This window comes from Xanthomonas sp. SI (assembly GCF_014236855.1).
GTDB lineage: Bacteria > Pseudomonadota > Gammaproteobacteria > Xanthomonadales > Xanthomonadaceae > Xanthomonas_A.
In genome coordinates this window covers 2157018-2177166 of the sequence record NZ_CP051261.1, presented here as the reverse complement: position 1 = coordinate 2177166, position 20149 = coordinate 2157018, and the positions used below count along the sequence as shown (strand labels likewise).

Here is a 20149-nt window from a genome sequence, read left to right as displayed (position 1 = left end):
CGCCTACCGTCAAGAGCGAACGCTTCATGGCTGAGATCCGCATCATCAAGAAGTACCCCAATCGCCGCCTCTACGACACCGAGATTTCCAGTTACATCACCATCGAAGACGTCCGCCAGCTGATCATCGACGGCGAAGAATTCGAGGTCCGCGACGCCAAGACCGGCGAAGACCTCAGCCGCGCGGTATTGCTGCAGATCATCGCCGACCAGGAACAGGACGGCGAACCGATGCTGTCCACCCAGTTGCTCAGCCAGATCATCCGTTTCTACGGCGATTCGCTGCAGGGCTTCATGGGCAACTACCTGGAGCGCAGCATGCAGGTGTTCCTGGACCAGCAGCAGCAGTTCCGCCAGCAGATGGGCAATCTGCTCGGGCAGACCCCGTGGACCATGATGAACCAGCTCACCGAGCGCAACATGGAGCTGTGGCAGGAATTCCAGCGCAACCTCGGCACCGGCTTCGGCCGCCCTGCCGCGGGTGGCACCAAGCCGAGCGAGCCGCCGGCCGCCGGCGCCGCACCGAAGTCGCGCGCGCGCTGAGCCGCGCCGCAGAGCGCTCCGCCGCTCACACCCGCTGTAGGAGCGGCTTCAGCCGCGACAGGCTTTACCAGTAGTGCCTGTCGCGGCTGAAGCCGCTCCTACAAAATTTTGCCGCTATCTCAGCGCGAACGCGGCGCTGGCGACGTCCGGCAACCGGCACAGATCCGCTCGACCTTGTAGCCGCGCGCGCGCAACGCTTCGACCACGCCGTCGGGGCCGAGCAGGTGCAAGGCGCCGACCACCACCAGCGTGTCGCCCTGGCCGTCGCGCAGGCGCTGCTCCAGCCGCGGCACCCAGGCCTGATTGCGATCGACGTTGATGCGCTGGTATAGCCGCGGGTAGTCGCGCTTCATCTCCACGCCCATGTCCTGCCACAGCATGCGCTCGTCGCCGCGGCGCCAGGCATCGTGCAGGCGCTGGGTCTGCGCCGCGCCCTGTTCGGCATCGTCCAGCGCTTCGATCAGCATCTGCTTCTGCTCCACCGGCTCCATGCCGTCGAGCATCGCGATCTGCGCCTGCGCGGTTTCCAGGCCCTCGACCGTCTTGCCCGCCTGCACCGCCATGTCCATGAAATGCCGGTCCAGGCCGGCATCGGCCTGCAGCCCCTGCCCCTTCATTTCGGCGATGCTGATGCTCAGGCCGACAAACCAGGGTTCGAATCCGCCCATCTGCTCCAGCGGCAGGCCGTGGCCGGCGGCATAGCGGCGCAGGCGCTGCCAGGTGGCCGCGTCCAGATCGTCCTGCAGGCGCTTGCCGTCCTGGCGCTGCGCCGCCTGCAGCATCTGCGCGCCCAGCTGCGGCGACGCCACGTCCTGCGGCGACAGTTCGAACAGCAGCCGCGGCGACGCGGCGTAGGCGGCATCAACCTCGTGCGCCAGCGGATAGTCGTCCGGCTTGAGCAGGTGGAACGAACCGAGCAGGTACAGCGCGCCGCGCGGCCCGCTGACTTTCCACAGCAGCGGCGTCGGCGGCGCGGGCGTCGCATTGGGCGCCGCAGCCGCAGCCGCAGCCGCGGGTGGCGCGCGCGCCGGCACCGGCGCGGCGGCGAACAGGGTCAGACACAACAGCAGGCAGCGCAGCAGGCGCGGGATCGGCATCGTCGGGGCTCTCAGTTCAATGTGCGGCGGCATAGGTCTTCTCGCCGGCTTCCACCGCCAGGTCCAGCCGGTTCTCCGGCGGCGGCAGCGGACAGGTCGCGAACGGGGTGAACGCGCACGGCGGGTTGTAGGCGCGATTGAAATCCAGCACCACGCTGCCGTCGGCGTTCGGTGCCGGCACGTCGAGGAAGCGCCCCGCCGGATAGCTGCCGCGGCCGCTGGTGCGGTCGGCGAACACCACGAACAGCGGGCGTCCAGGTTCGCCGATCGCTTCCAGGCGGAAGCGCTTGCCGTCGCGCTCGAACTCCAGCGCGCCGGCGTTGGGCGACTCGGTGGTGACGCCGATGATGTCGACGATCGGCAGGGTCTTGCCCGGCGCGTTGGGCACGAAGCGGCCGCGGATGCGCCAGGATTCGGCCGGCGGCCAATCGTTCAGCCCGGCGAAGCCGAGCCGGGTCGGCGCATCGGCGTGCTTGACCCGCAGCGCATAGCGGCCGCCGCGCTCGATCAGGCTCAGCTTGCCCTTGCCGCCGTCGAAGTCGATCACGCTCGGCGTCGCGTCGTGGTCGCTGTACACGCGCGTGCGCCGCTGCAGCGGCTTGCCGTCCATGCTCAGCGCTGCGCCGGGTTCCGGGGTCAGGAACACCTGCGCGCCCACCCGCGACACCAGCGCCATTCGCGCCGGCCCGACCGCCAGGCGGATGCCGCTGCCGGGGCCGCTGCCGATGTAGTGTTCCTTCAGTTCCAGCCAGTGCAGGCCGACCAGGCTGGTCCAGCCGTCGGCGGCCTGCAGTTCCTGCTTGCGCTGTTCGCGCCAACGCTGCTGCTCGGCCAGGAACGCCTTGTCGGCGACCGCCGGCGCGACCGGTGCCGGTGCCTGCTTGCCGCATGCGCCCAACGCGAGCAGCGCTGCCAGCAGCGCCGCCGCCCTTCCCCGCTTGCCCATCAGCGCCCCCGTAAGAACCAACGATCGATCTCGCCCAGCGTGAACCGCGCCCAGGTCGGGCGCCCATGATTGCATTGCCCCGAGCGCTCGGTGGCTTCCATGTCGCGCAACAGCGCGTTCATTTCCGGCACGGTGAGGCGCCGGTTGGCGCGTACCGCGCCGTGGCAGGCCATCGTCGACAGCAGTTCGTCGCGCGCGCCGGCGACGCGGCGGCTGTGGCCGTGTTCGCGCAGGTCGGTCAGCACGTCGCGCAGCAAGGCTTCCGGCTCGGCCTGCGCCAGCAACGCCGGGATGCTGCGCACGTGCAGCGATTGCGGGCCGCTGCGGGTGATCTCGAAGCCGAGCGCGGCCAGCGTCTCCGCCTCGCGTTCGGCGGTGTCGGCGTCGCGCTCGCCCACCGCCAGGGTGATCGGCACCAGCAGCGGCTGCGCATGCAGGCCGATGCCGTCGTGCGCGTTCTTCAGCCGCTCGTAGCCGATGCGTTCGTGCGCGGCATGCATGTCCACCACGATCAGGCCTTCTGCGTTCTCGGCCAGGATGTAGATGCCGTGCAGTTGCGCGATCGCATAGCCGAGCGGCGGCACGCCACTGTCGGGCGAGGTCGCCGGCAGGCCGCCGGCCGCATCCTGGGCCTGCAGCGACATGCCCGCTGCGGCATCGGCGGCGCCGGCCGGCGCGGCATACAACGCCGCGTAGGCGGCCGGCGCCTCGTTGACGCGCAGGCCGAGCGGCGACTGCGCCGGGCGCCATTGCGCGCCGTAGCCCTGGCCGCCGGAGCCACCGCCGCTCGCATTGCCGGACATCGGCAACGCACCGCCGGCATACGCCAGCGCCGCCGCCTGCGCGGCATCGCCCGCGGTCGGCGTGCTGCCGGCACGGGTCTGCGCCAGCGCGTCCTGCAGCGTGCGATAGACGAAGTCGTGGATCAGCCGCGCATCGCGGAAGCGCACCTCGTGCTTGGCCGGATGCACGTTGACGTCGACCCGCGCCGGCTCCAGTTCCAGGAACAGCACATAGGCCGGCTGCCGGCCATGGAACAGCACGTCGCCATAGGCCATCTTCACCGCATGCGCGACGCTGCGGTCGCGCACCGAACGGCCGTTGACGTACAGGTACTGCTGGTCGGCGCTGGCGCGCGAATAGTGCGGTTGCGCGATCCAGCCGTGCAGGCGCAGCCCGGCGCCGCTGTGGTCCACGCGCAGCGCCTGCCGCGCGAAGTCCTCGCCCAGGGTTTCGCCCAGCCGCGCATCCGAATACAGGTCGCCCGGCTTGTAGCGCCGCGACGGCTTGCCGTTGTGCGACACGCGCAATTCCACGTCCGGGCGCGCCAACGCCAGCGAACGCAGCCATTCCTCGATATGGCCGAGTTCGGTGCGCTCGGCGCGCAGGAACTTGCGCCGCGCCGGCACGTTGTAGAACAGCTCGCGCACCTCGACCGTGGTGCCCGGCGCCTGCGCGCGCGGCTGCACCTGCCCGACCTTGCCGCCGTCGACCTGCAGCGCGGCGCCGTGCTCGTCGCCGGGGCGGCGCGAGGACAGGGTGAAGCGGCTGACCGAGGCGATCGACGGCAGCGCTTCGCCGCGGAAGCCGAGCGTGCCGACCGACTCCAGGTCGTCGAGCGAGGCGATCTTGCTGGTCGCGTGCCGCGACACCGCCAGCGGCAATTCCTCCGGCGGAATGCCGCCGCCGTCGTCGCGGATCCGGATCAGGCGCACACCGCCTTCTTCCAGGTCGATGTCGACGCGGCGCGCACCGGCATCCAGCGCGTTCTCGACCAGTTCCTTGACCACCGAGGCCGGGCGCTCGACCACTTCGCCCGCGGCGATCTGGTTGATCAGGATCTCGGGCAATTGGCGAATGCTCATGCCGGCTCCCTCCCACACTGCGGCGCGCACGCGCAACGCGGCCAACGCGCGATCGCGCCGGACTCGGAGAAGGCAGAACAGAAACTGTTACGGGACATCGGCACGGCTCACGGCGCGGACGCCGCCATCGGGATCAGCCGGCGATGATAGCCGAGCGCCTCAGCGGCTGCCGCCGGCCACGGTGCTAGCCGCTTCCGCCTCGGCCTGCGCGCGCGCGGCGAACAGCGTGCCCGGCGGCGGCTGGCGGGTAAAGAACGTATTGACGCCATCGAGCACCGCACCGGCCAGGCGCCGCTGGTAACCCGGATCGGTCAGCCGGCGCTCTTCGTCCGGATTGGAGATGAAAGCGGTCTCGACCAGCATCGCCGGCATGTCCGAGGTGCGCAGCACCGCGAAGTTGGCCCGCTCCAGCTCCGGCTTGTGGTTGTTGCCGATCCGCTTGAGCCCGCCCAGCACGTGCCCGGCCGCGTCTTCGGAGGCCTTCATGTGCCCGCTCTGGGCCAGGTCCAGCAACACGCTGGCCAGGGTGCTGTCGGTCTTCTGCAGGCGCACGCCGCCGACCAGGTCGGCCGCGTTTTCCTTGTCCGCCAGCCAGCGCGCGCGCTGCGAGGAGGCACCCTTGGTCGAGAGGACATAGACCGAGGAGCCGGTCGCGCTGCGGTTCTCGGCGGCGTCGGCGTGGATCGAGATGAAGATGTCGGCCTTGGCCGCGCGCGCCTTCTGCGCGCGCATCGGCAGCGGGATGAACACGTCGGTATCGCGGGTCATGTAGGCCTTCATGCCTGGCGTGGCGTTGATCTGCCGCGCCAGTTCGCGGCCGATCGCCAGGGTCACGTCCTTCTCGCGCTTGCCGGTCGGGCCCATCGCGCCGGGATCCTGGCCGCCATGGCCGGGATCGATGGCCACGATCAACGGCCGCATGCTCGGCTTCATCGCCACCCGCGACGGCGCGCTCGGCATCACCGGGCGCGCCTCGGCGGCGGCGGCGACGGCCACATCGTCGGTGCTGGCCGCGTCGGGCCGGTCGGACATCGGCGCTGCCGCGACGACGCCTTGTTGCGCCGGCACGGCGGCGCCGACCGACGCGGATGCAGATGCGGTCGGCGCCATCGCGGCAACGGAGGTGCCGGGTGCAGCAGCCGGCACCGGCACGACGCCCGGGCGAGCCGCCACGGTCGTCGTCGGCGCCTGCTGTATAGGTGTCTGCTGTACCGGTGTCGGCGGCGGCGCTGCGCGTTGCACCACCGACGAGGTCAGGGCCGCCGTCGCGCGCGCCGCTTCCAGGCGCGGATCGGGCGTCGGCTTGGGTTCGACCGCTACTGTGGTGGGCGCCGCGGAGGCCGTGGGCGCGGGCGTCGCCACGCCATTGCCGGCATTGGCCACCGGCTTGGCCGACGCCGCATCGCCCGGCCACTCGATCACCAGCACCGAACTGCCGGCCACGGTCTGCATCTGCGGCTTGAACGCCACCACCGGGCTGCTCAGGTCGAACACGATGCGCAAGGTGCCGGGCACCGGATGACCGGTACGCACGGCCGTGACCACACCGTTGCCGGCAGGCAGCTTCAGGCCCTGCGCAGCGGAGGATTCGGGCAGGTCGACGACCAACCGGTTGGGGTTGGCCAGGGTCAGCGTGGTGAAGCCGCCGCTGCCCTGCAGCCGGATCTCGGCACGCGTACCGGTGGCGCCATTACCGACCGAAACCGCCTGGACCTGACCTGCAAACGCCGATTGCGCCGCTAGGCACCAGCCTGCGGCGATGGCGGAACAGGCGAAAAAACGGGTCCCCAGGCGCATGGAGGCGATTCAAGCATCCCGCGGACATAAACACAAGCGGTTTTCCCTTAATAATCCATAACCTGCCCGCACTTCCTAGTGTCAGCCGGCAGAAAAACCCCGCAAGTCGTCCCGTTCCGCCATTTGCGACAACCAAGCCGCGCCGATCGCGGTGCCGGCCTGCAGTTGCACGGCGCGTCCGTCGTCGTGCAGCGCCAGGGCCACGATCAGGTCGGCAGGCGGCAGTACATCGCCGCCGCGCTCCGGCCATTCCACCAGCCACAGGGTCGCCGACGCCTCGTCCAACCCGAGGAAATCCAGTTCGCCGGCGGCACCGATCCGATACAGGTCCAGGTGCCAGGCCTCGCCATCGGCCAACGGATAGCGCTCGACCAAGGTGTAGGTCGGACTGCGAATCGCGCCCTGCACGCCCAGCGCGCGCAGCAAGGCCCGCGCCAGGGTCGACTTGCCGGCGCCGAGATCGCCACGCAGATGCACTATCGCCTGCGCCGGGCGCGTGGCGGCCAGAACCTGGCCGAGGCGCTCGGTGGCGTCGCTGTCCTGCAGTTGGAGCCGCATCATCGGTTCGCGTCCGGATTGGCCAGGTGGCGCAGCGCAGGCAGCAGGTCGGACGGCAGCAGGCCGCGCTGGCCGGCGGCGGCGGCGCGATCGCCTGCAGCCGCATGCAGCAACGCGCCGACGCTGGCCGCTTCGAAGGCGGCCAGGCCTTGCGCGCGCAGCGCCGCGATCACCCCGGTCAGCAGATCGCCCATGCCGCCGACCGCCATGCCCGGATTGCCGGCGGCGATGACGCGCGGGACTCGCCCCGGCGCGGCGACGATGCTGCCGGCACCTTTCAGCACCACCACCGCCTGGTAGCGCTCGGCCAGCGCCGCGGCGGCGGCGAAGCGGTCGCGCTGCACTTCGGCGGTGGCAATGCCGAGCAGGCGCCCGGCCTCGCCCGGGTGCGGTGTCAGCACCGCGTCCGGCAACGCCCGCGGCGCCTGCGCCAGCAGGTTCAGCGCATCGGCGTCGATCACCAACGGCAACTCGGCGGCCAGTGCCAGCCGCCACAGGCCTTGCGCCCATTCGTCCTGGCCCAATCCCGGACCCAGCGCGACCACGCTCGCCCTGCGCAATAGCGGTGCCAGCGCCGCGCCGTCCTCGACCGCGTGCGTCATCGCCTCCGGGCAACGCGCCAGCAGCGGCGCGACATGCGCGTCGCGGGTCGCCACGCTGACCAGGCCGGCGCCGCTGCGCAACGCCGATTCGGCAGCGAGCATGACCGCACCGCCGCTGCCGAGGTTGCCGCCGATGCACAGGACATGCCCGGAATCGCCCTTGTGGCTGTCGCGCCGACGCGGCGCCAGGCGCGCGGCCAGCGCCGTGCCGGTCCAGGCCTGCGCCTGCGCCGCGCAGCCATCGAACGCGGCGGCCGGCACCTCCAGCGTCGCCAGCGCGGTAGCGCCGACATGGTTCAGCGCCGCCCCGGTATGCAACCCGGCATGGGCGACGATGAATTGCACGGTCAGCGTCGCCGGCAACACCGCACCCGACACGGTGCCGTGTTCGGCATCCACGCCGCTGGGCACGTCCAAGGCCAACACCGGCGCACCGAGCCCGGCGAGCGCGCCGAGCAGCGCGGCCAGTTCGGCGTCGGGCGCGCGATTGAGGCCGATGCCGAGCAGCGCATCGACGACCACGTCGGCCGGGTCCAGCGCCGCATCGAACACCTCGATGCGGCCGCCGACGCCGATGTAGTCGGTGCAGGCGCGTTGCGCCAACGCCGATTGCGGACCGCGCCCAGGCAGATGCAGCACGCGCACGCGGCGTCCAGCGCAATGCGCGAGCCGCGCCAGCACGTACCCATCTCCGCCGTTGTTGCCGGTACCGCAGGCCACCAGGATGCGCTGCGCCTGCGGCCAATGCTGCAGCAGCGCCTGCCAGGCAGCCTGGCCTGCACGCTGCATCAGCGTGTAGCCGTCGCCACCGAGCAAGGCCGTGGCCTGCGCATCGATGCGCCGCGCTGCGGCGGTGTCGTAGAGATCGAACGAGTCGGACATGCGCGAGATTCTATACTTGCGTCATGTCCAGCAGCATTGCCCCCGCCGATCCCCACACCGTTGCCGCGCGCATCCGCGCGTTGTCGCGCGAGTTCGGCTTCCAGCGCTGCGGCATCGCCGGGATCGAGCTGCAACAGGACGAAGCGCATCTGCGCGACTGGCTGGCGCAAGGCCTGTACGGCACGATGCAGTGGATGGCGCAGCATGGCGACAAGCGCGCGCGTCCGGCCGAATTGATTCCAGGCACACTGCGGGTGATCTCGGTCGGCCTGGACTACGGACGCAACGACGACGATTCGGCCTGGGACACGCTGCACGATGGCGAGCGCGCCTACGTTGCCCGCTACGCGCTGGGCCGCGACTACCATAAGCTGATGCGCAACCGCCTGCAGAAACTGGCCGAGCGCATCCAGGCCGAGATCGGCCCGTTCGGCCATCGCGTCTTCGTCGATTCGGCGCCGGTGCTGGAGCGCGCCCTGGCGCGCGACGCCGGCCTGGGCTGGATCGGCAAGCACACCTGCCTGATCGACCGCAACGGCGGCTCCTGGTTCTTCCTGGGCGAAATCTACGTCGACCTGCCGCTGCCGATCGATCCGCCGGCCAGCGCGCACTGCGGCACCTGCACGCGCTGCATCGACGTGTGCCCGACCCAGGCGATCGTCGCCCCGTACCGGCTGGACGCGCGCCGCTGCATCGCCTACCTGACCATCGAGCACGACGGCGCGATCCCCGAAGAGCTGCGCCCGGCGATCGGCAACCGCATCTTCGGCTGCGACGACTGTCAGCTGGTGTGCCCCTGGAACAAGTTCGCCAAGCGCAGCGACGAACCCGATTTCCGCGCGCGCAACGATCTCGACCGGGCCACGCTGGCGCAGCTGTTCGCCTGGGACGAAGACGAGTTCCTGCGCCGCACCGAAGGCAGCGCGATCCGCCGCAGCGGCCACGAGCGCTGGCTGCGCAACCTGGCGGTGGCGCTGGGCAACGCACCGAGCACGCCGCAGGTGCTGGCCGCGCTCGGCGCGCGCGCGCAGCATGCCTCGCCGCTGGTGCGCGAGCACGTGCAATGGGCACTGGCGCAGCATGCGGACCGAGCGTCTGCGGGCGAGGCTGCATTGCCGCGACCGGCCGCTCACGGCGACGTGCGAGGATAGGCGCCCACACGCCCACGCAGTGCCCGCATGCCCGATCGCGACGACCAGATCCTCAGCCCCAGCCAGCTCAACACGCTGGCGCGCGACCTGCTGGAAAGCGCGTTCCCGCTGGCCTGGGTGGAAGGCGAACTGGGCAACGTCACCCGGCCCTCGTCCGGTCATCTGTACTTCACCTTGAAGGACGCGCGCGCACAGGTGCGCTGCGCGATGTTCAAGCCGAAGAGCCAATGGCTGAAGTTCGTTCCGCGCGAAGGCCTGCGCGTGCTCGCGCGCGGCCGGCTGACCCTGTACGAGGCGCGTGGCGACTACCAACTGGTGCTGGATCACCTGGAGGAAGCCGGCGAAGGCGCGCTGCGCCGCGCGTTCGAGGAACTCAAGGCCAGGCTCGCAGCCGAGGGCCTGTTCGCCAGCGAGCGCAAACGTGCCCTGCCCGCCTTCGTGCGCCGCCTGGCGGTGATCACCTCGCCCAGCGGCGCGGCGGTGCGCGACGTGCTGAGCGTGCTCGGCCGGCGCCTGCCGTTGTTGCAGGTGGACATCCTGCCGAGCCTGGTGCAGGGCGACAGCGCCGCCGCGCAACTGACCTCGCTGCTGCAGCGCGCCGATGCAAGCGGCCGCTACGACGCGATCCTGATGACCCGCGGCGGCGGCTCGCTGGAAGACCTGTGGGCGTTCAACGACGAACGCCTGGCGCGGGCGATCGCCGCCGCGACCACGCCGGTGGTATCGGCGGTCGGCCACGAGACCGACGTGACCCTGGCCGACTTCGCCGCCGATCTGCGCGCGCCGACGCCATCGGTGGCTGCGGAACTGCTTGCCCCAGACCAGCGCGACCTTGCCGCACGCCTGCGCGGCCAGCACGCGCGGCTGCTGCAGTGGCAGCAGCACCGCCTGCGCCAGGCGATGCAGCGCGCCGATCGCGCCTTGCTGCGGCTGCAGGCGCAGAGCCCGCAGGCGCAACTGCACATGCTGAAGCGGCGCCAGCAAGATGCCGCGCGCCGCCTGCTAGCACTGTGGCGGCAACAACATGAACGCCGCGGTGCGCGCCTGCGCCACGCCGCCGCGGTATTGCGCGCGGCCCAGCCGCAACGGCGCCTGGCCGCACTGCACGAGCGTCTGCTCGCCCTCGGCCGGCGCCCGCAAGCGGCGATGGCGCGGCAGCTGCAGGCCGATGCGCAACGCCTGCGCGCGCTGGCCCGCGCGCTGGAGACGGTCAGCCCGTTGGCCACGGTGACGCGCGGCTACGCGATCCTGACCCGAGTCGACGACGGCACCCTGGTGCGCTCGACCGCGCAGGTCGCGCCGGGCGACCGCCTGCGCGCGCGGCTTGCCGACGGCGAAGTGACGCTGCGTACAGAATGACTGCGGTACACCTGTCGGCCGCTACTCACCGCCAGTGCATTGCCATGTCGCAACCAGCCTCAAACGAACAACGTATCAAGGCGGTGCTGCAAGGCATGCGTCGCGCCGAGCGCGACAAGGCCGGCCGGCTGTCGCGCTCGACCGATACGCTGTCCCTGATCGACGGCGCCAGCTACGGCTCCACCGAGGACGCGCAACGCGTGCTCGACTGGCTGGCGCGCGATGCGGACACGTTGGCAACGTTGCGCAACGAGCATCTGCTCGATATCGGCGAGACGATCTGCATCGTCTGCAACGGCTGCGGCGGCGACCGCGCCGCGCTGTCGCAGTGGCTCAACGGCAGCCACGCGCAGCTCCGCGGGCATACGCCACGGCAGTTGCTGCGGGACGGCGCCAGCGCGCGGCTGCTGGATGCAGCCCGCGCCTGCTTCGCCGGCTAGCGGCGCTGCGCCGCTCTGGCGCACCGACCGGCAGACCGCTCAATCCAGCGGCGCAACGACCAACAACGGATCCAAGTCGTAGCCCATTGCCACTGCCCTGGCCTTGACCTGCTCGAACAGCGCGCGCGGCATCCGCGGCGAACGCGACAGCACCCACAGATACTTGCGATCCGGCTCGCCGATCAGCACCCACTGGTAATCCGGATCCAGCGCGATCACCCAGTAGTCGGCCCAGACCAGCGGCACCCAGGCCAGCCAATCCGGCGCGAACCGTACCTGCAGCCTCCCGGGATGGCCGGCCACCCGCCGCGCCACGCCCTCGGCGGCAAGCAGGTCGCCCTTGCCGGTGCGGCAAGCGTTGCGCACGCCGATCAGCCCGTCGTCGCGCAGCACGTAGGCGGCGGTGATGTCGGCGACGCATTTCTTCTGGAACGACACCGGCAGGTGCGCGATTTCGTGCCACTGCCCGGCATAGCGGCCGAGATCGAACTCGGCGACCGAAGTCACCGGTCGCGCGGCCCGTGCCGGCAGCGCCAGGCACAGCAGGCATGCCAGTAGCATCGCGATCGATGGAAGACGCATGCGAGCGATCCAGCAAAAGAAGAAGACCAGCCTTATGCAGGAGCGGCGCGGCGATGTAAAGCGCAGCCTTCGCGCAGGCCTGCGACGAACCGCCATTGCGGCGGTATGCCATGACGACACCACACGCGACGGTGCGCGCCGCGGCGGCAGGACAGCGTCACGCGAGCAAGGACTATACGAATCACGTAGCCCGCGCGAAACGCGGTGGCAGCGCATGCAACAGGGCGCACCCGACTACGCTACGCCTTGCGAAACAGGTGCCACCCGCTGCGACGGCAACGCTTGGAGACGCAAGCCTCCCGCGTGCCAAGCCGACCCGCTAGGACGAAAGGTCGGCCACGGCAAGGTCCTGGCCTTGGCTGCCGCTACTGCAATCCACCGGCTCGCGCAGGATGACTTGCTGGGCGACACCGTCGCGTTGCTCCAGGTACACGTTGACCATCACGCACTCGGAGCCGACCTGTTCGATATACGGCGCGCCTGGATCGTGGCCGCGCTGGTAGGAGGCATCCAGCTTGTCAGGCGTCGGCGCCGCGCTGGCGCCACCGGCCACCGCCGATGCAAGGGCCATTACACATAACCGCGTCAATTCCTTGTGCATTGGCCCACTCCCAGATTAACCATGTGCCCATGATTACGACATCGGCTCCACATAGTTGAGCGCTACATCACGGGAAACCTGAGAATTTGCGCACTTGTCTACGAGCGTAAACGCGACTGCTGCCGCAGGCGATAGCATGAATACGCCCGCTCCAATGCGGAAGTCGGCACATAATGCGTGTACTCGCCTGGCCTGTCACAGGCGCTCGGCAGCGCGGACCTGCTTGCTATCGGCCGGGCGCGGCCTCCCCGGCGATACGCCCGTCATCGCGTCGCGCGGGACATGGCAGCGCAAAGAAAAAGGCCTGCATTTCTGCAGGCCTTTCATGGAATGGTGGCCGAGGACGGAATCGAACCGCCGACACGGGGATTTTCAATCCCCTGCTCTACCAACTGAGCTACTCGGCCACTACGCAACGCGGCAGGACCGGTGCGGGGACGCGCATCATAGCGATGCGCTCGGGATTGGGCAAGTGCGGAATTTCGGAATTTTCCTACCGGACGACGCGGCCCACGCCGACTGCCCCGGATTCCGCCGTCGCGCATGCTGAGGGCGTCCTCGGCGCCTGGCCTATGCACGGGCACGGATGCCGCTGGTGATGGTCATAGGCCAGGCCGCCGAGGACACCGCGACGCGGTCCGGTCCGGGGTGTCCGCCGTTGGAGCGATAACACTGCCGTAGTGCGTCCGATCCGGGTGACCGGCCAGCCGGCCCTGCCGTGAGGCTGGCCGCGAACGCCTTCGCCCGGAAGCCGCGAGCGCCGCCGACCTGCGGACCCGCAAAGCAATAGTGCAGCGGATGACGTGCCGCGGTCGCATTGGAGCGGCACCGCACCCGAGCGTGTCGAAGCACCTGAGCGTGTCGAAGCGCCGGGACAGCGGAACGGCGAAGCACTTGAGCAACGAGCGCGCCTGCCGCGATGCCGGGCTGGAGACGGCGCGGCTTCCAGAGCAACCGCGCCACTAGGGTACGCGTGGCTGGCGGTTCGCTGCTGGCGGCGCGCGACGGCAGCAGCGCTGGCCACGCTGGGTCCCTGGGCGCCGTAGTATTCTTCGCCGGTCTTCACGTCCTGGAATCCGGTCATGCGTCAGCGGCTTCGCTTCGGCTTGCTCGTGTTGTGCACTGCACTGCTGGCCGCCTGCGGCGATGGCATGGTGCGGCGCGTGTCCGACCCCGCGGCCAGCCTGCAGCAGCTCACCGTCAACATGGACGGCAGTTGGAAGGTGGAGTTGCGCCTGCAGAACTACAGCAGCATCCCGATGCGTTACGACCGCGTGCGCCTGGACCTGGGCGTGGGCGGCGAAGCCGCCGGGACCCTTCAGCTCGCGCCCGGAATCTCGATCGGACCGGAAACCGCGGACGTGGTCAGCGTCGCGCTGCGCCCGAGTTCGGCCGCACGCATCGCCGTCGCCGATGCCCTGGCCGGCCGCCGCAGCCTCGATTACACGCTCAAGGGCAGCATCGACGCCACCCCGGAAGAGAAGAAGCAGCGCACGTTCGAGATCGATACGCGCAACATGCTCACGCCCGCCCCTGGCCTGGACGGCGTCCTGCGCTAGCCGCACTCCACCGCGCCGACACGGCGCGGTCCCGCCCCCGCTTCGTGCGCCCGCTGTGACCTAGGGCAGCGACGCCGCGTCCGTCGATCGGCGCTTCAGCCAACCCCACAGCTGCTGGGCTGGCAGGCTCTCCTTGCTTAGGGCCGCCTCGCGACCGCTGCCGTCGCCCCAAATCCCTGACGCAAGAGCGCAGTCCCTCGGAGCACGCGTTCAGCCGCCATTACCGCGCATTTAATACATAAATGTAATATATACATATGTACGAAATGCCTAGCCAGTCATGAGCCGCTTCGCTGCCACCGAACAGCGCCTAGACGTCACCGGTCAAAAGCATCCGGGGTTTCCTCGTGACGCGGCCATGGTGGTGCGCCTGATAAAGCTATTGCACAAGCTGATCCTGGATCAGGGCAACGACATGCTGCGCGCCTACGGCCTGAACTACTCCGAATACAACGTGCTGATGATGATCGACGCCAGCCCGGACGGGACCTTGAACCCGTCGCAGCTGAGCGACGCGGCCAGCGAGAAGTCGGCCAACATCACCCGCCTGACCAGCCACCTGGTCGACAAGGGCCTGATCCAGCGCACCCCCAGCGCCGAGGACCGGCGCATGTTGCTGCTGCGCCTGACCGCCGAGGGCGAACGCCTGATCGCCGCGTTCATGCCCGACGTATTCGCGCAGCTGCGCGGTTACACGCAGCATCTGCAAAGCGCCGAACTGGCGCAGTTGGAAACCTTGCTGAAGCAACTGCTGCGCAGCGTGGAAGGCGACGCATGAGCGCGCGCGGCGCCGATGTCGCAGCCAGCGCCGCCGCGGCAGCCCAGCCGCGGTTGCGCACCGTACTGGACGACGCCCTGCGCGGCGAAGGCGAGGCCTGGCTGTTCGTGCTGCGCACGCTGCTGTCGATCTACCTGGCCGGCTGGATCGCGCTGCGCCTGGACCTGTCCTCGCCGATGACCGCGATGATCACGGTGGTGGTGGTGATGCACCGGCAGACCGGCATGGTGTTCGCAAAGGGCTTCTATCGCGTGCTGGGCACGCTGATCGGCAGCGTCGCCGCGCTGGCGATGGTGGCGCTGTTCCCACAGGAACCGGTGTTGTTCGTGCTGGTGCTGGCGATCTGGATCGGCCTGTGCACCGGCGGCGCGCTGCTGTACCGCAACTTCAAGGCGTACGCGTTCGTGCTGTCCGGCTACACCGTGGCGCTGATCGCGCTGCCGGCGGTGAACCAGCCGCAGAACGTGTTCGCGCTGGTCACCGCGCGCGTCACCGAAGTGCTGCTCGGGCTGCTGGTGACCGGCGTGATCAGCGACGTGGTGTTCCCCAGCCGCCTGCGCCAGACCCTGCGCGACACCGTGCGCCGCGCCTACGACGGCTTCCTGGATTTCGTCCGCGACGCCACCGGCGGCCAATTGTCGCGCGCATCGATGGAACAGGCGCACCTGCGCTTCGTCCGCGACGCGGTGGAGATCGAGGACCTGCGCAGTTCGGTGGTGTTCGAAGACCCGGAGGCGCGCGTGCGCAGCGGCCGCCTGCGCCTGCTCAACCAGCGCTTCATGGCGGTGTCCACCAGCTTCCAGTCGCTGCACCACTACATCAACCGCCTGCTGCGCCAGGCCGAAGGCGATGTCGCCGAGGCGCTGATCGGCCTGTACCGCCCACTGAAGGCGGCGCTGAGCGAACGCGGCGGCCGCGAGCGCACCGCCGAGACCGCGCGGCGGCTGGCCGAATGCCGCGATGCGCTGGCGCCGCGCGCCGCCGCGGTGCGCGACACCCTGCCGAGCGCGCGCCATGAGGATTTCGATACCGGCGTGTCGCTGCTGCGGCGCTTCTTCGGCGAGCTGCACGACTACGTCGCCGCCGAGGCCGCGCTGGTCGCCCCGCAACAGTGGCGCACGCCGCAGGCCGGCGGCGACACCGCGGTATTCCTGCGCGGCAACGACTACGCGGCCGCCGCGCTGACCGCGCTGCGCAGCGCACTGCTGGTGGCGGCGATGTGCTGGCTGTGGATCCAGGCCGGCTGGATCAGCGGCGCCACCGCGGTGTTCCAGGCGGTGGCGTTGAGCGCGATCCTGTCGTCCAGCGCCAACGCGCCGGCGGCGGCGCGCTCGCTGTTCAAGGGCTTCGTGTTCGGCGCCGCGCTAGGCGCGGTCTGCCAGTTGCTGGTGCTGCCGCAGATGGATGGCTACGGCCTGTTCGTCGCCGGCACCGCGCCGTTCCTGCTGCTGACCCTGTACCTGGCCTCCAAGCCGGCGCTGTTCGGCTTCGCCACCGGCACCAATCTCGCCTTCATCTCGATCCTGGCCGTGCAGCCGACGCCGAGCTTCAATGCCGTCGCCACCTTCAACAGCGTGGTGCCGCTGCTGCTGGGCACGCTGGCGGTGAGCGTGGCGTTCGTGTTCGTGCCGCCGGTGATCGGCACGCGCTGGCATCGCCAGCGCCTGCTGGAACAGCTGCGCCGGCAGACCACGCTGGCAGCACGCGCGCCGCTGCCCGGTCTGCATTTGCGACTGGAGAGCGTCAACCGCGACCTGTTCCAGCAGATCGTCGCGCATACCCCGCCGGGCAGCGACGAGCTGCGCGAACTGCTGGGCTGGGCGCTGTCGGTGCACGAGACCGGGCGCACCCTGGTCGAGTTGCGCCGCGACGCCGCCGAAGGCGAGTTGCCTGCCGCACTGGCCAGCGAGGTGGACGCTGCGGTGCAGGCGCTGGCCGAGCTATACCTGGCGCCTTCCCCCGAACGGCATCGGCTGGCTCTGAAACGCATCGATGCGGCGCTGGCGGCGAGCCGTCGCGACGACGCGGTGCCGCTGCGCTGGAAGCGCACCCGCGAGCACCTGCACCTGCTGCGCGGCGCGCTGCTCGATGCCGATTCGGTGCTCGCCGCCCTCGCCGCCGGGCATGCGCCTGCCCCCACCTCGCCAGGAGCCGCCGATGGCGCTGCCCGCTGAAATCTCGATCGCCGGCGTGTACGTGCCCGGCCTGCTGGTGCTGGCGGTGGCGCTGCTGTTCGCCGCCTGGGCGGTGGATGCGCTCGCCGGCCGCGCCGGGCTGTATCGCTACGCCTGGCATCCGCCGCTGTTCCGTCTGGCCCTGTACGTCGGCGTGTTCGCCGCGCTCGGCCTGCTCCTCTTGCCGTGAGTCCCGCCATGAAAACAACACCCGCCCTGATCCGTTTCGCCCTGACCGCCGCGATCGTGCTGATCGCCGCCCTGCTCGCGCACGCGCTGTGGCGGCACTACATGCTGTCGCCGTGGACCCGCGACGGCCGCGTGCGCGCCGAGGTGGTGCGCATCGCCCCGGACGTGTCCGGCCTGGTCGATGCGGTCGCGGTGGCCGACAACCAGCACGTCAAGCGCGGCGAGGTGCTGTTCAGCGTCGATCGGCGGCGCTTCGAGCTGGCCCTGGCGCAGGCCCGCGCCGACCTGGCCGCGGCGCAGGCGCAGGCGCGCTCGGCCGGCGCCAGCATCTCCGCCGCGGCCGCCAGCCAGGCGGCCAGCGAGGCCGAATTCCAGATGCGCCGCGCGCAGGCCGAACGCCGCGCCCGCGCCGCGTCGGTGATCTCCGCCGAAGCCCGTTCCGATGCCGAGGCCACCGCGCGCTCGGCGCAGGCCGACGTGCACCGCACCGCCGCCGTGCGCGGCCAGGCCAGCGCCGCCCAGGCGCAGGCGCTGGCGGCGGTGGCGCAGGCGCAGGCCGCGGTCGATCTGGCCGAGCTGGATCTGCAACGCACCCAGGTGCGCGCCACCGCCGACGGCTACATCACCAACCTGGACGTGCGCGTCGGCGACTACGCCCAGGCCGGCAGCGCGCGGCTGGCGCTGGTGCGCGACGACGCGATGTGGATCTACGGCTACTTCGAGGAAACCAAGCTGCCACGGGTGCACGTCGGCGATCGCGCCGACATCCGCCTGATGAGCGGCGGAGTGCTGCTGCACGGCAAGGTCGAAGGCATCGCCCGCGGCATCGCCGACAGCGACAACCCGACCAGCGCCTCGCTGCTCGCCGACGTCAGCCCCACCTTCAACTGGATCCGCCTGGCGCAGCGGGTGCCGGTACGGGTGCGCATCGATCCGGCCAGCGTGCCGCCGAACACGGTCCTGGCCGCGGGCATGACCGCGACGGTCACGGTGCGTGGGGAGCCGTGATTGGGGATGACCGGCCTACGGCCGTTGTGAAGCGCTTCGGAGATTGGGGATTCGTAAAAGCTAACAGCGAGTCCCGATCCATCCACACCACGCGACCGCCGTTACGAATCCCGAATCTCCGAAGCGCTTCACAACGGCCGTAGGCCGGTCATCCCGAATCCCGGCCCCACATCCATACGCCGTAGTATCCTGCGCACCTCGGCCGCGCCGCGGCCCCTGTCCGAGCGACCGCATGAGCACCTACCAAGCCCCGCTGACCGACCTGCGCTTCGCGTTGCACGACGTGCTGCAGGTGGAGGCGCTGTTCGCCCGCCTCGGCTATGCCGAGGCCACCACCGACGTGGTCGACGCCGTGCTGGAGGAAGCCGCGCGCTTCACCGGCAGCGTGCTGGCGCCGCTGAACCGGGTCGGCGACGAGCACGGTTGCACGCTGGACGCGGCCACCGGCGCGGTCACCACCGCACCCGGCTTCCGCGAGGCCTACCGGCAGTTCGCCGACGGCGGCTGGACCGGCCTGACTGCGGCCACCGAGTTCGGCGGCCAGGGCCTGCCGCATACGCTGGGCGTGCCGCTCAACGAAATGGTCAACGCGGCCAACCTGGCCTGGGGCAACTTCCCGCTGCTGTCGCATGGCGCGGTCGAGGCGCTGAAGCAGCACGGCGAAGCCTGGCAGCAGGAGGTGTTCCTGAAGCCGCTGGTGGATGGCCGCTGGACCGGCACCATGTGCCTGACCGAGCCGCACTGCGGCACCGATCTGGGCCTGCTCAAGACCCGCGCCGAACCCAATGCCGACGGCAGCTGGTCGGTCAGCGGCACCAAGATCTTCATCACCGCCGGCGAGCACGACTTCACCGACAACATCGTGCACCTGGTGCTGGCGCGGCTGCCGGATGCGCCGGCCGGGGCCAAGGGCATCTCGCTGCTGGTGGTGCCCAAGTTCAAGGTCGCCCGCGACGGCAGCGTCGGGGAGCGCAACGCGGTGCGCTGCGGCTCGCTGGAGCACAAGATGGGCATCCACGGCTCGGCCACCTGCGTGATGAACTTCGACGGCGCGCAGGGCTATCTGGTCGGCCAGCCGCACAAGGGCCTGCAGGCCATGTTTACGATGATGAACACGGCGCGACTGGGCGTCGGCCTGCAAGGCATCGGCCTGTCCGAGCGGGCTTATCAGAACGCGCTGCGCTATGCGCGCGAGCGCCTGCAGTCGCGTTCGCTGACCGGCGCCAAGCTTCCGGACAAGCCGGCCGACCCGATCCTGGTGCACCCGGACGTGCGCCGCATGCTGCTGACGGTGAAGGCGCTGACCGAAGGCAGCCGCCTGCTGGCGCTGCACGCCGCGACCCTGATCGACGTCGCCCACCATGCGCAGGACCCGGCCGAGCGCGAGCAAGCCGACGTGCTGGTCAGTTTCCTGACCCCGATCTCCAAGGCCTGCCAGACCGAATGGGGCGTGGAGAACACCTATCACGCGCTGCAGTGCTTCGGCGGCCACGGCTACATCCACGAGCACGGCATGGAGCAACTGGCGCGCGATGCCCGCATCACCACGCTGTACGAAGGCACCACCGGCATCCAGGCGCTGGACCTGATCGGGCGCAAGACCGCGTCCAGCCAGGGCGCGGGGCTGAAGCTGTTCCTGGCGCAGATCGAGGCCTTCCTCGCCGAGCATGCGGACAACCCGAGCGTGGCCGAGTTCGCCGGCCCGCTGCGCGAGAAGACCGGCGAATGGGCGGCGCTGACCAAGCGCATCCTGCAGCGCGCCGCCGGCAATGCCGACGAGCTGGGCGCGGCCAGCTACGACTACGTTTTCTATTCCGGCTACGTGGTGCTGGCCTACTGGTGGGCGCGCAGCGTCGCCGCCGCGGATGCATCGGCGCAGAGCGAAGCGTTCAAGCAGTCCAAGCGCGAGACCGCGCGCTTCTACTACGCCAAGCTCCTGCCGCGCACGCTGACCCACGCCGCGGTGATCGAGGCCGGCGCCGAACCGCTGATGGCGATGGCCGACGCGCACTTCTGAGC

General features: G+C 70.3%; 18 protein-coding genes and 1 tRNA gene. 10 read left to right on the top strand and 9 right to left on the bottom strand.

Annotation, left to right across the window (positions count from 1 at the left end; all coding sequences use genetic code 11):
- The first annotated feature begins 26 nt into the window (after positions 1–26).
- Positions 27–542, top strand: coding sequence for a polyhydroxyalkanoate synthesis repressor PhaR (phaR, locus tag HEP75_RS08995; protein ID WP_009597630.1), 516 nt, complete (start codon positions 27–29; stop codon positions 540–542).
- Positions 543–661: 119 nt separating this feature from the next.
- Here the strand turns inward: phaR and HEP75_RS08990 are convergent, their stop codons facing one another.
- The 6 genes from HEP75_RS08990 to HEP75_RS08965 form a co-directional block, all read right to left on the bottom strand.
- Complete coding sequence (locus tag HEP75_RS08990) at positions 662–1639, bottom strand: TraB/GumN family protein (RefSeq protein ID WP_185826191.1); 978 nt, start codon at positions 1637–1639, stop codon at positions 662–664.
- 16 nt (positions 1640–1655) lie between these two features.
- Positions 1656–2585: a DUF1684 domain-containing protein gene (locus HEP75_RS08985; protein ID WP_185826190.1), complete on the bottom strand. Its 930-nt coding sequence runs from the start codon at positions 2583–2585 to the stop codon at positions 1656–1658.
- Entirely contained in the window at positions 2585–4450 is a 1866-nt protein-coding gene (gene mutL / locus HEP75_RS08980) for a DNA mismatch repair endonuclease MutL (RefSeq protein ID WP_185826189.1), read from the bottom strand. The genes HEP75_RS08985 and mutL overlap by 1 nt, the downstream gene beginning before the upstream one ends.
- A 159-nt stretch (positions 4451–4609) precedes the next feature.
- Positions 4610–6247, bottom strand: a complete 1638-nt coding sequence (locus tag HEP75_RS08975) for an N-acetylmuramoyl-L-alanine amidase (protein ID WP_185826188.1) — start codon at positions 6245–6247, stop codon at positions 4610–4612.
- Positions 6248–6328: 81 nt separating this feature from the next.
- On the bottom strand, positions 6329–6808 hold the full coding sequence (gene tsaE / locus HEP75_RS08970; RefSeq protein ID WP_185826187.1) for a tRNA (adenosine(37)-N6)-threonylcarbamoyltransferase complex ATPase subunit type 1 TsaE: 480 nt from the start codon (positions 6806–6808) through the stop codon (positions 6329–6331).
- A complete protein-coding gene (locus HEP75_RS08965) occupies positions 6805–8289 on the bottom strand; it encodes an NAD(P)H-hydrate dehydratase (protein ID WP_185826186.1) in 1485 nt (494 codons plus the stop codon). Before HEP75_RS08965 ends, tsaE begins: the two co-directional genes overlap by 4 nt.
- Positions 8290–8312: 23 nt before the next feature.
- On the opposite strand from HEP75_RS08965, the gene queG reads away from it, so the two are divergent.
- The 3 genes from queG to HEP75_RS08950 are packed head-to-tail and all read left to right on the top strand — an operon-like array spanning position 8313 to position 11239.
- Positions 8313–9440: a tRNA epoxyqueuosine(34) reductase QueG gene (gene queG / locus HEP75_RS08960; protein ID WP_185826185.1), complete on the top strand. Its 1128-nt coding sequence runs from the start codon at positions 8313–8315 to the stop codon at positions 9438–9440.
- Positions 9441–9467: 27 nt separating this feature from the next.
- On the top strand, positions 9468–10799 hold the full coding sequence (xseA, locus tag HEP75_RS08955; RefSeq protein WP_185826184.1) for an exodeoxyribonuclease VII large subunit: 1332 nt from the start codon (positions 9468–9470) through the stop codon (positions 10797–10799).
- A gap of 44 nt (positions 10800–10843) precedes the next feature.
- Positions 10844–11239, top strand: coding sequence for a hypothetical protein (locus HEP75_RS08950; protein WP_185826183.1), 396 nt, complete (start codon positions 10844–10846; stop codon positions 11237–11239).
- A 39-nt stretch (positions 11240–11278) separates the two neighbouring features.
- Here HEP75_RS08950 and HEP75_RS08945 read toward each other — a convergent pair whose 3' ends face one another.
- The 3 genes from HEP75_RS08945 to HEP75_RS08935 form a co-directional block, all read right to left on the bottom strand.
- Positions 11279–11821, bottom strand: coding sequence for a lipocalin family protein (locus HEP75_RS08945; protein ID WP_185822933.1), 543 nt, complete (start codon positions 11819–11821; stop codon positions 11279–11281).
- A 319-nt stretch (positions 11822–12140) separates the two neighbouring features.
- Positions 12141–12392 carry a hypothetical protein gene (locus HEP75_RS08940; protein WP_185826544.1) on the bottom strand — a complete coding sequence of 84 codons (252 nt, stop codon included), beginning with the start codon at positions 12390–12392 and terminating at the stop codon, positions 12141–12143.
- A gap of 361 nt (positions 12393–12753) precedes the next feature.
- A tRNA-Phe gene (locus HEP75_RS08935) sits at positions 12754–12829 on the bottom strand.
- A 675-nt stretch (positions 12830–13504) separates the two neighbouring features.
- Here HEP75_RS08935 and HEP75_RS08930 point away from each other — a divergent pair.
- The 6 genes from HEP75_RS08930 to HEP75_RS08905 all read left to right on the top strand — a co-directional run bounded on the left by HEP75_RS08930 (position 13505) and on the right by HEP75_RS08905 (position 20147).
- Positions 13505–13981: an LEA type 2 family protein gene (locus HEP75_RS08930; RefSeq protein ID WP_185816079.1), complete on the top strand. Its 477-nt coding sequence runs from the start codon at positions 13505–13507 to the stop codon at positions 13979–13981.
- A gap of 280 nt (positions 13982–14261) precedes the next feature.
- A complete protein-coding gene (locus HEP75_RS08925; RefSeq protein ID WP_185816078.1) occupies positions 14262–14759 on the top strand; it encodes a MarR family transcriptional regulator in 498 nt (165 codons plus the stop codon).
- Positions 14756–16933, top strand: coding sequence for an FUSC family protein (locus HEP75_RS08920; protein WP_185826182.1), 2178 nt, complete (start codon positions 14756–14758; stop codon positions 16931–16933). Before HEP75_RS08925 ends, HEP75_RS08920 begins: the two co-directional genes overlap by 4 nt.
- A complete protein-coding gene (locus HEP75_RS08915) occupies positions 16917–17123 on the top strand; it encodes a DUF1656 domain-containing protein (protein WP_179565340.1) in 207 nt (68 codons plus the stop codon). The genes HEP75_RS08920 and HEP75_RS08915 overlap by 17 nt, the downstream gene beginning before the upstream one ends.
- An 8-nt stretch (positions 17124–17131) precedes the next feature.
- On the top strand, positions 17132–18130 hold the full coding sequence (locus tag HEP75_RS08910; protein WP_185826181.1) for an HlyD family secretion protein: 999 nt from the start codon (positions 17132–17134) through the stop codon (positions 18128–18130).
- Positions 18131–18362: 232 nt separating this feature from the next.
- Positions 18363–20147: an acyl-CoA dehydrogenase C-terminal domain-containing protein gene (locus HEP75_RS08905; protein ID WP_185826180.1), complete on the top strand. Its 1785-nt coding sequence runs from the start codon at positions 18363–18365 to the stop codon at positions 20145–20147.
- Positions 20148–20149 lie beyond the last annotated feature (2 nt).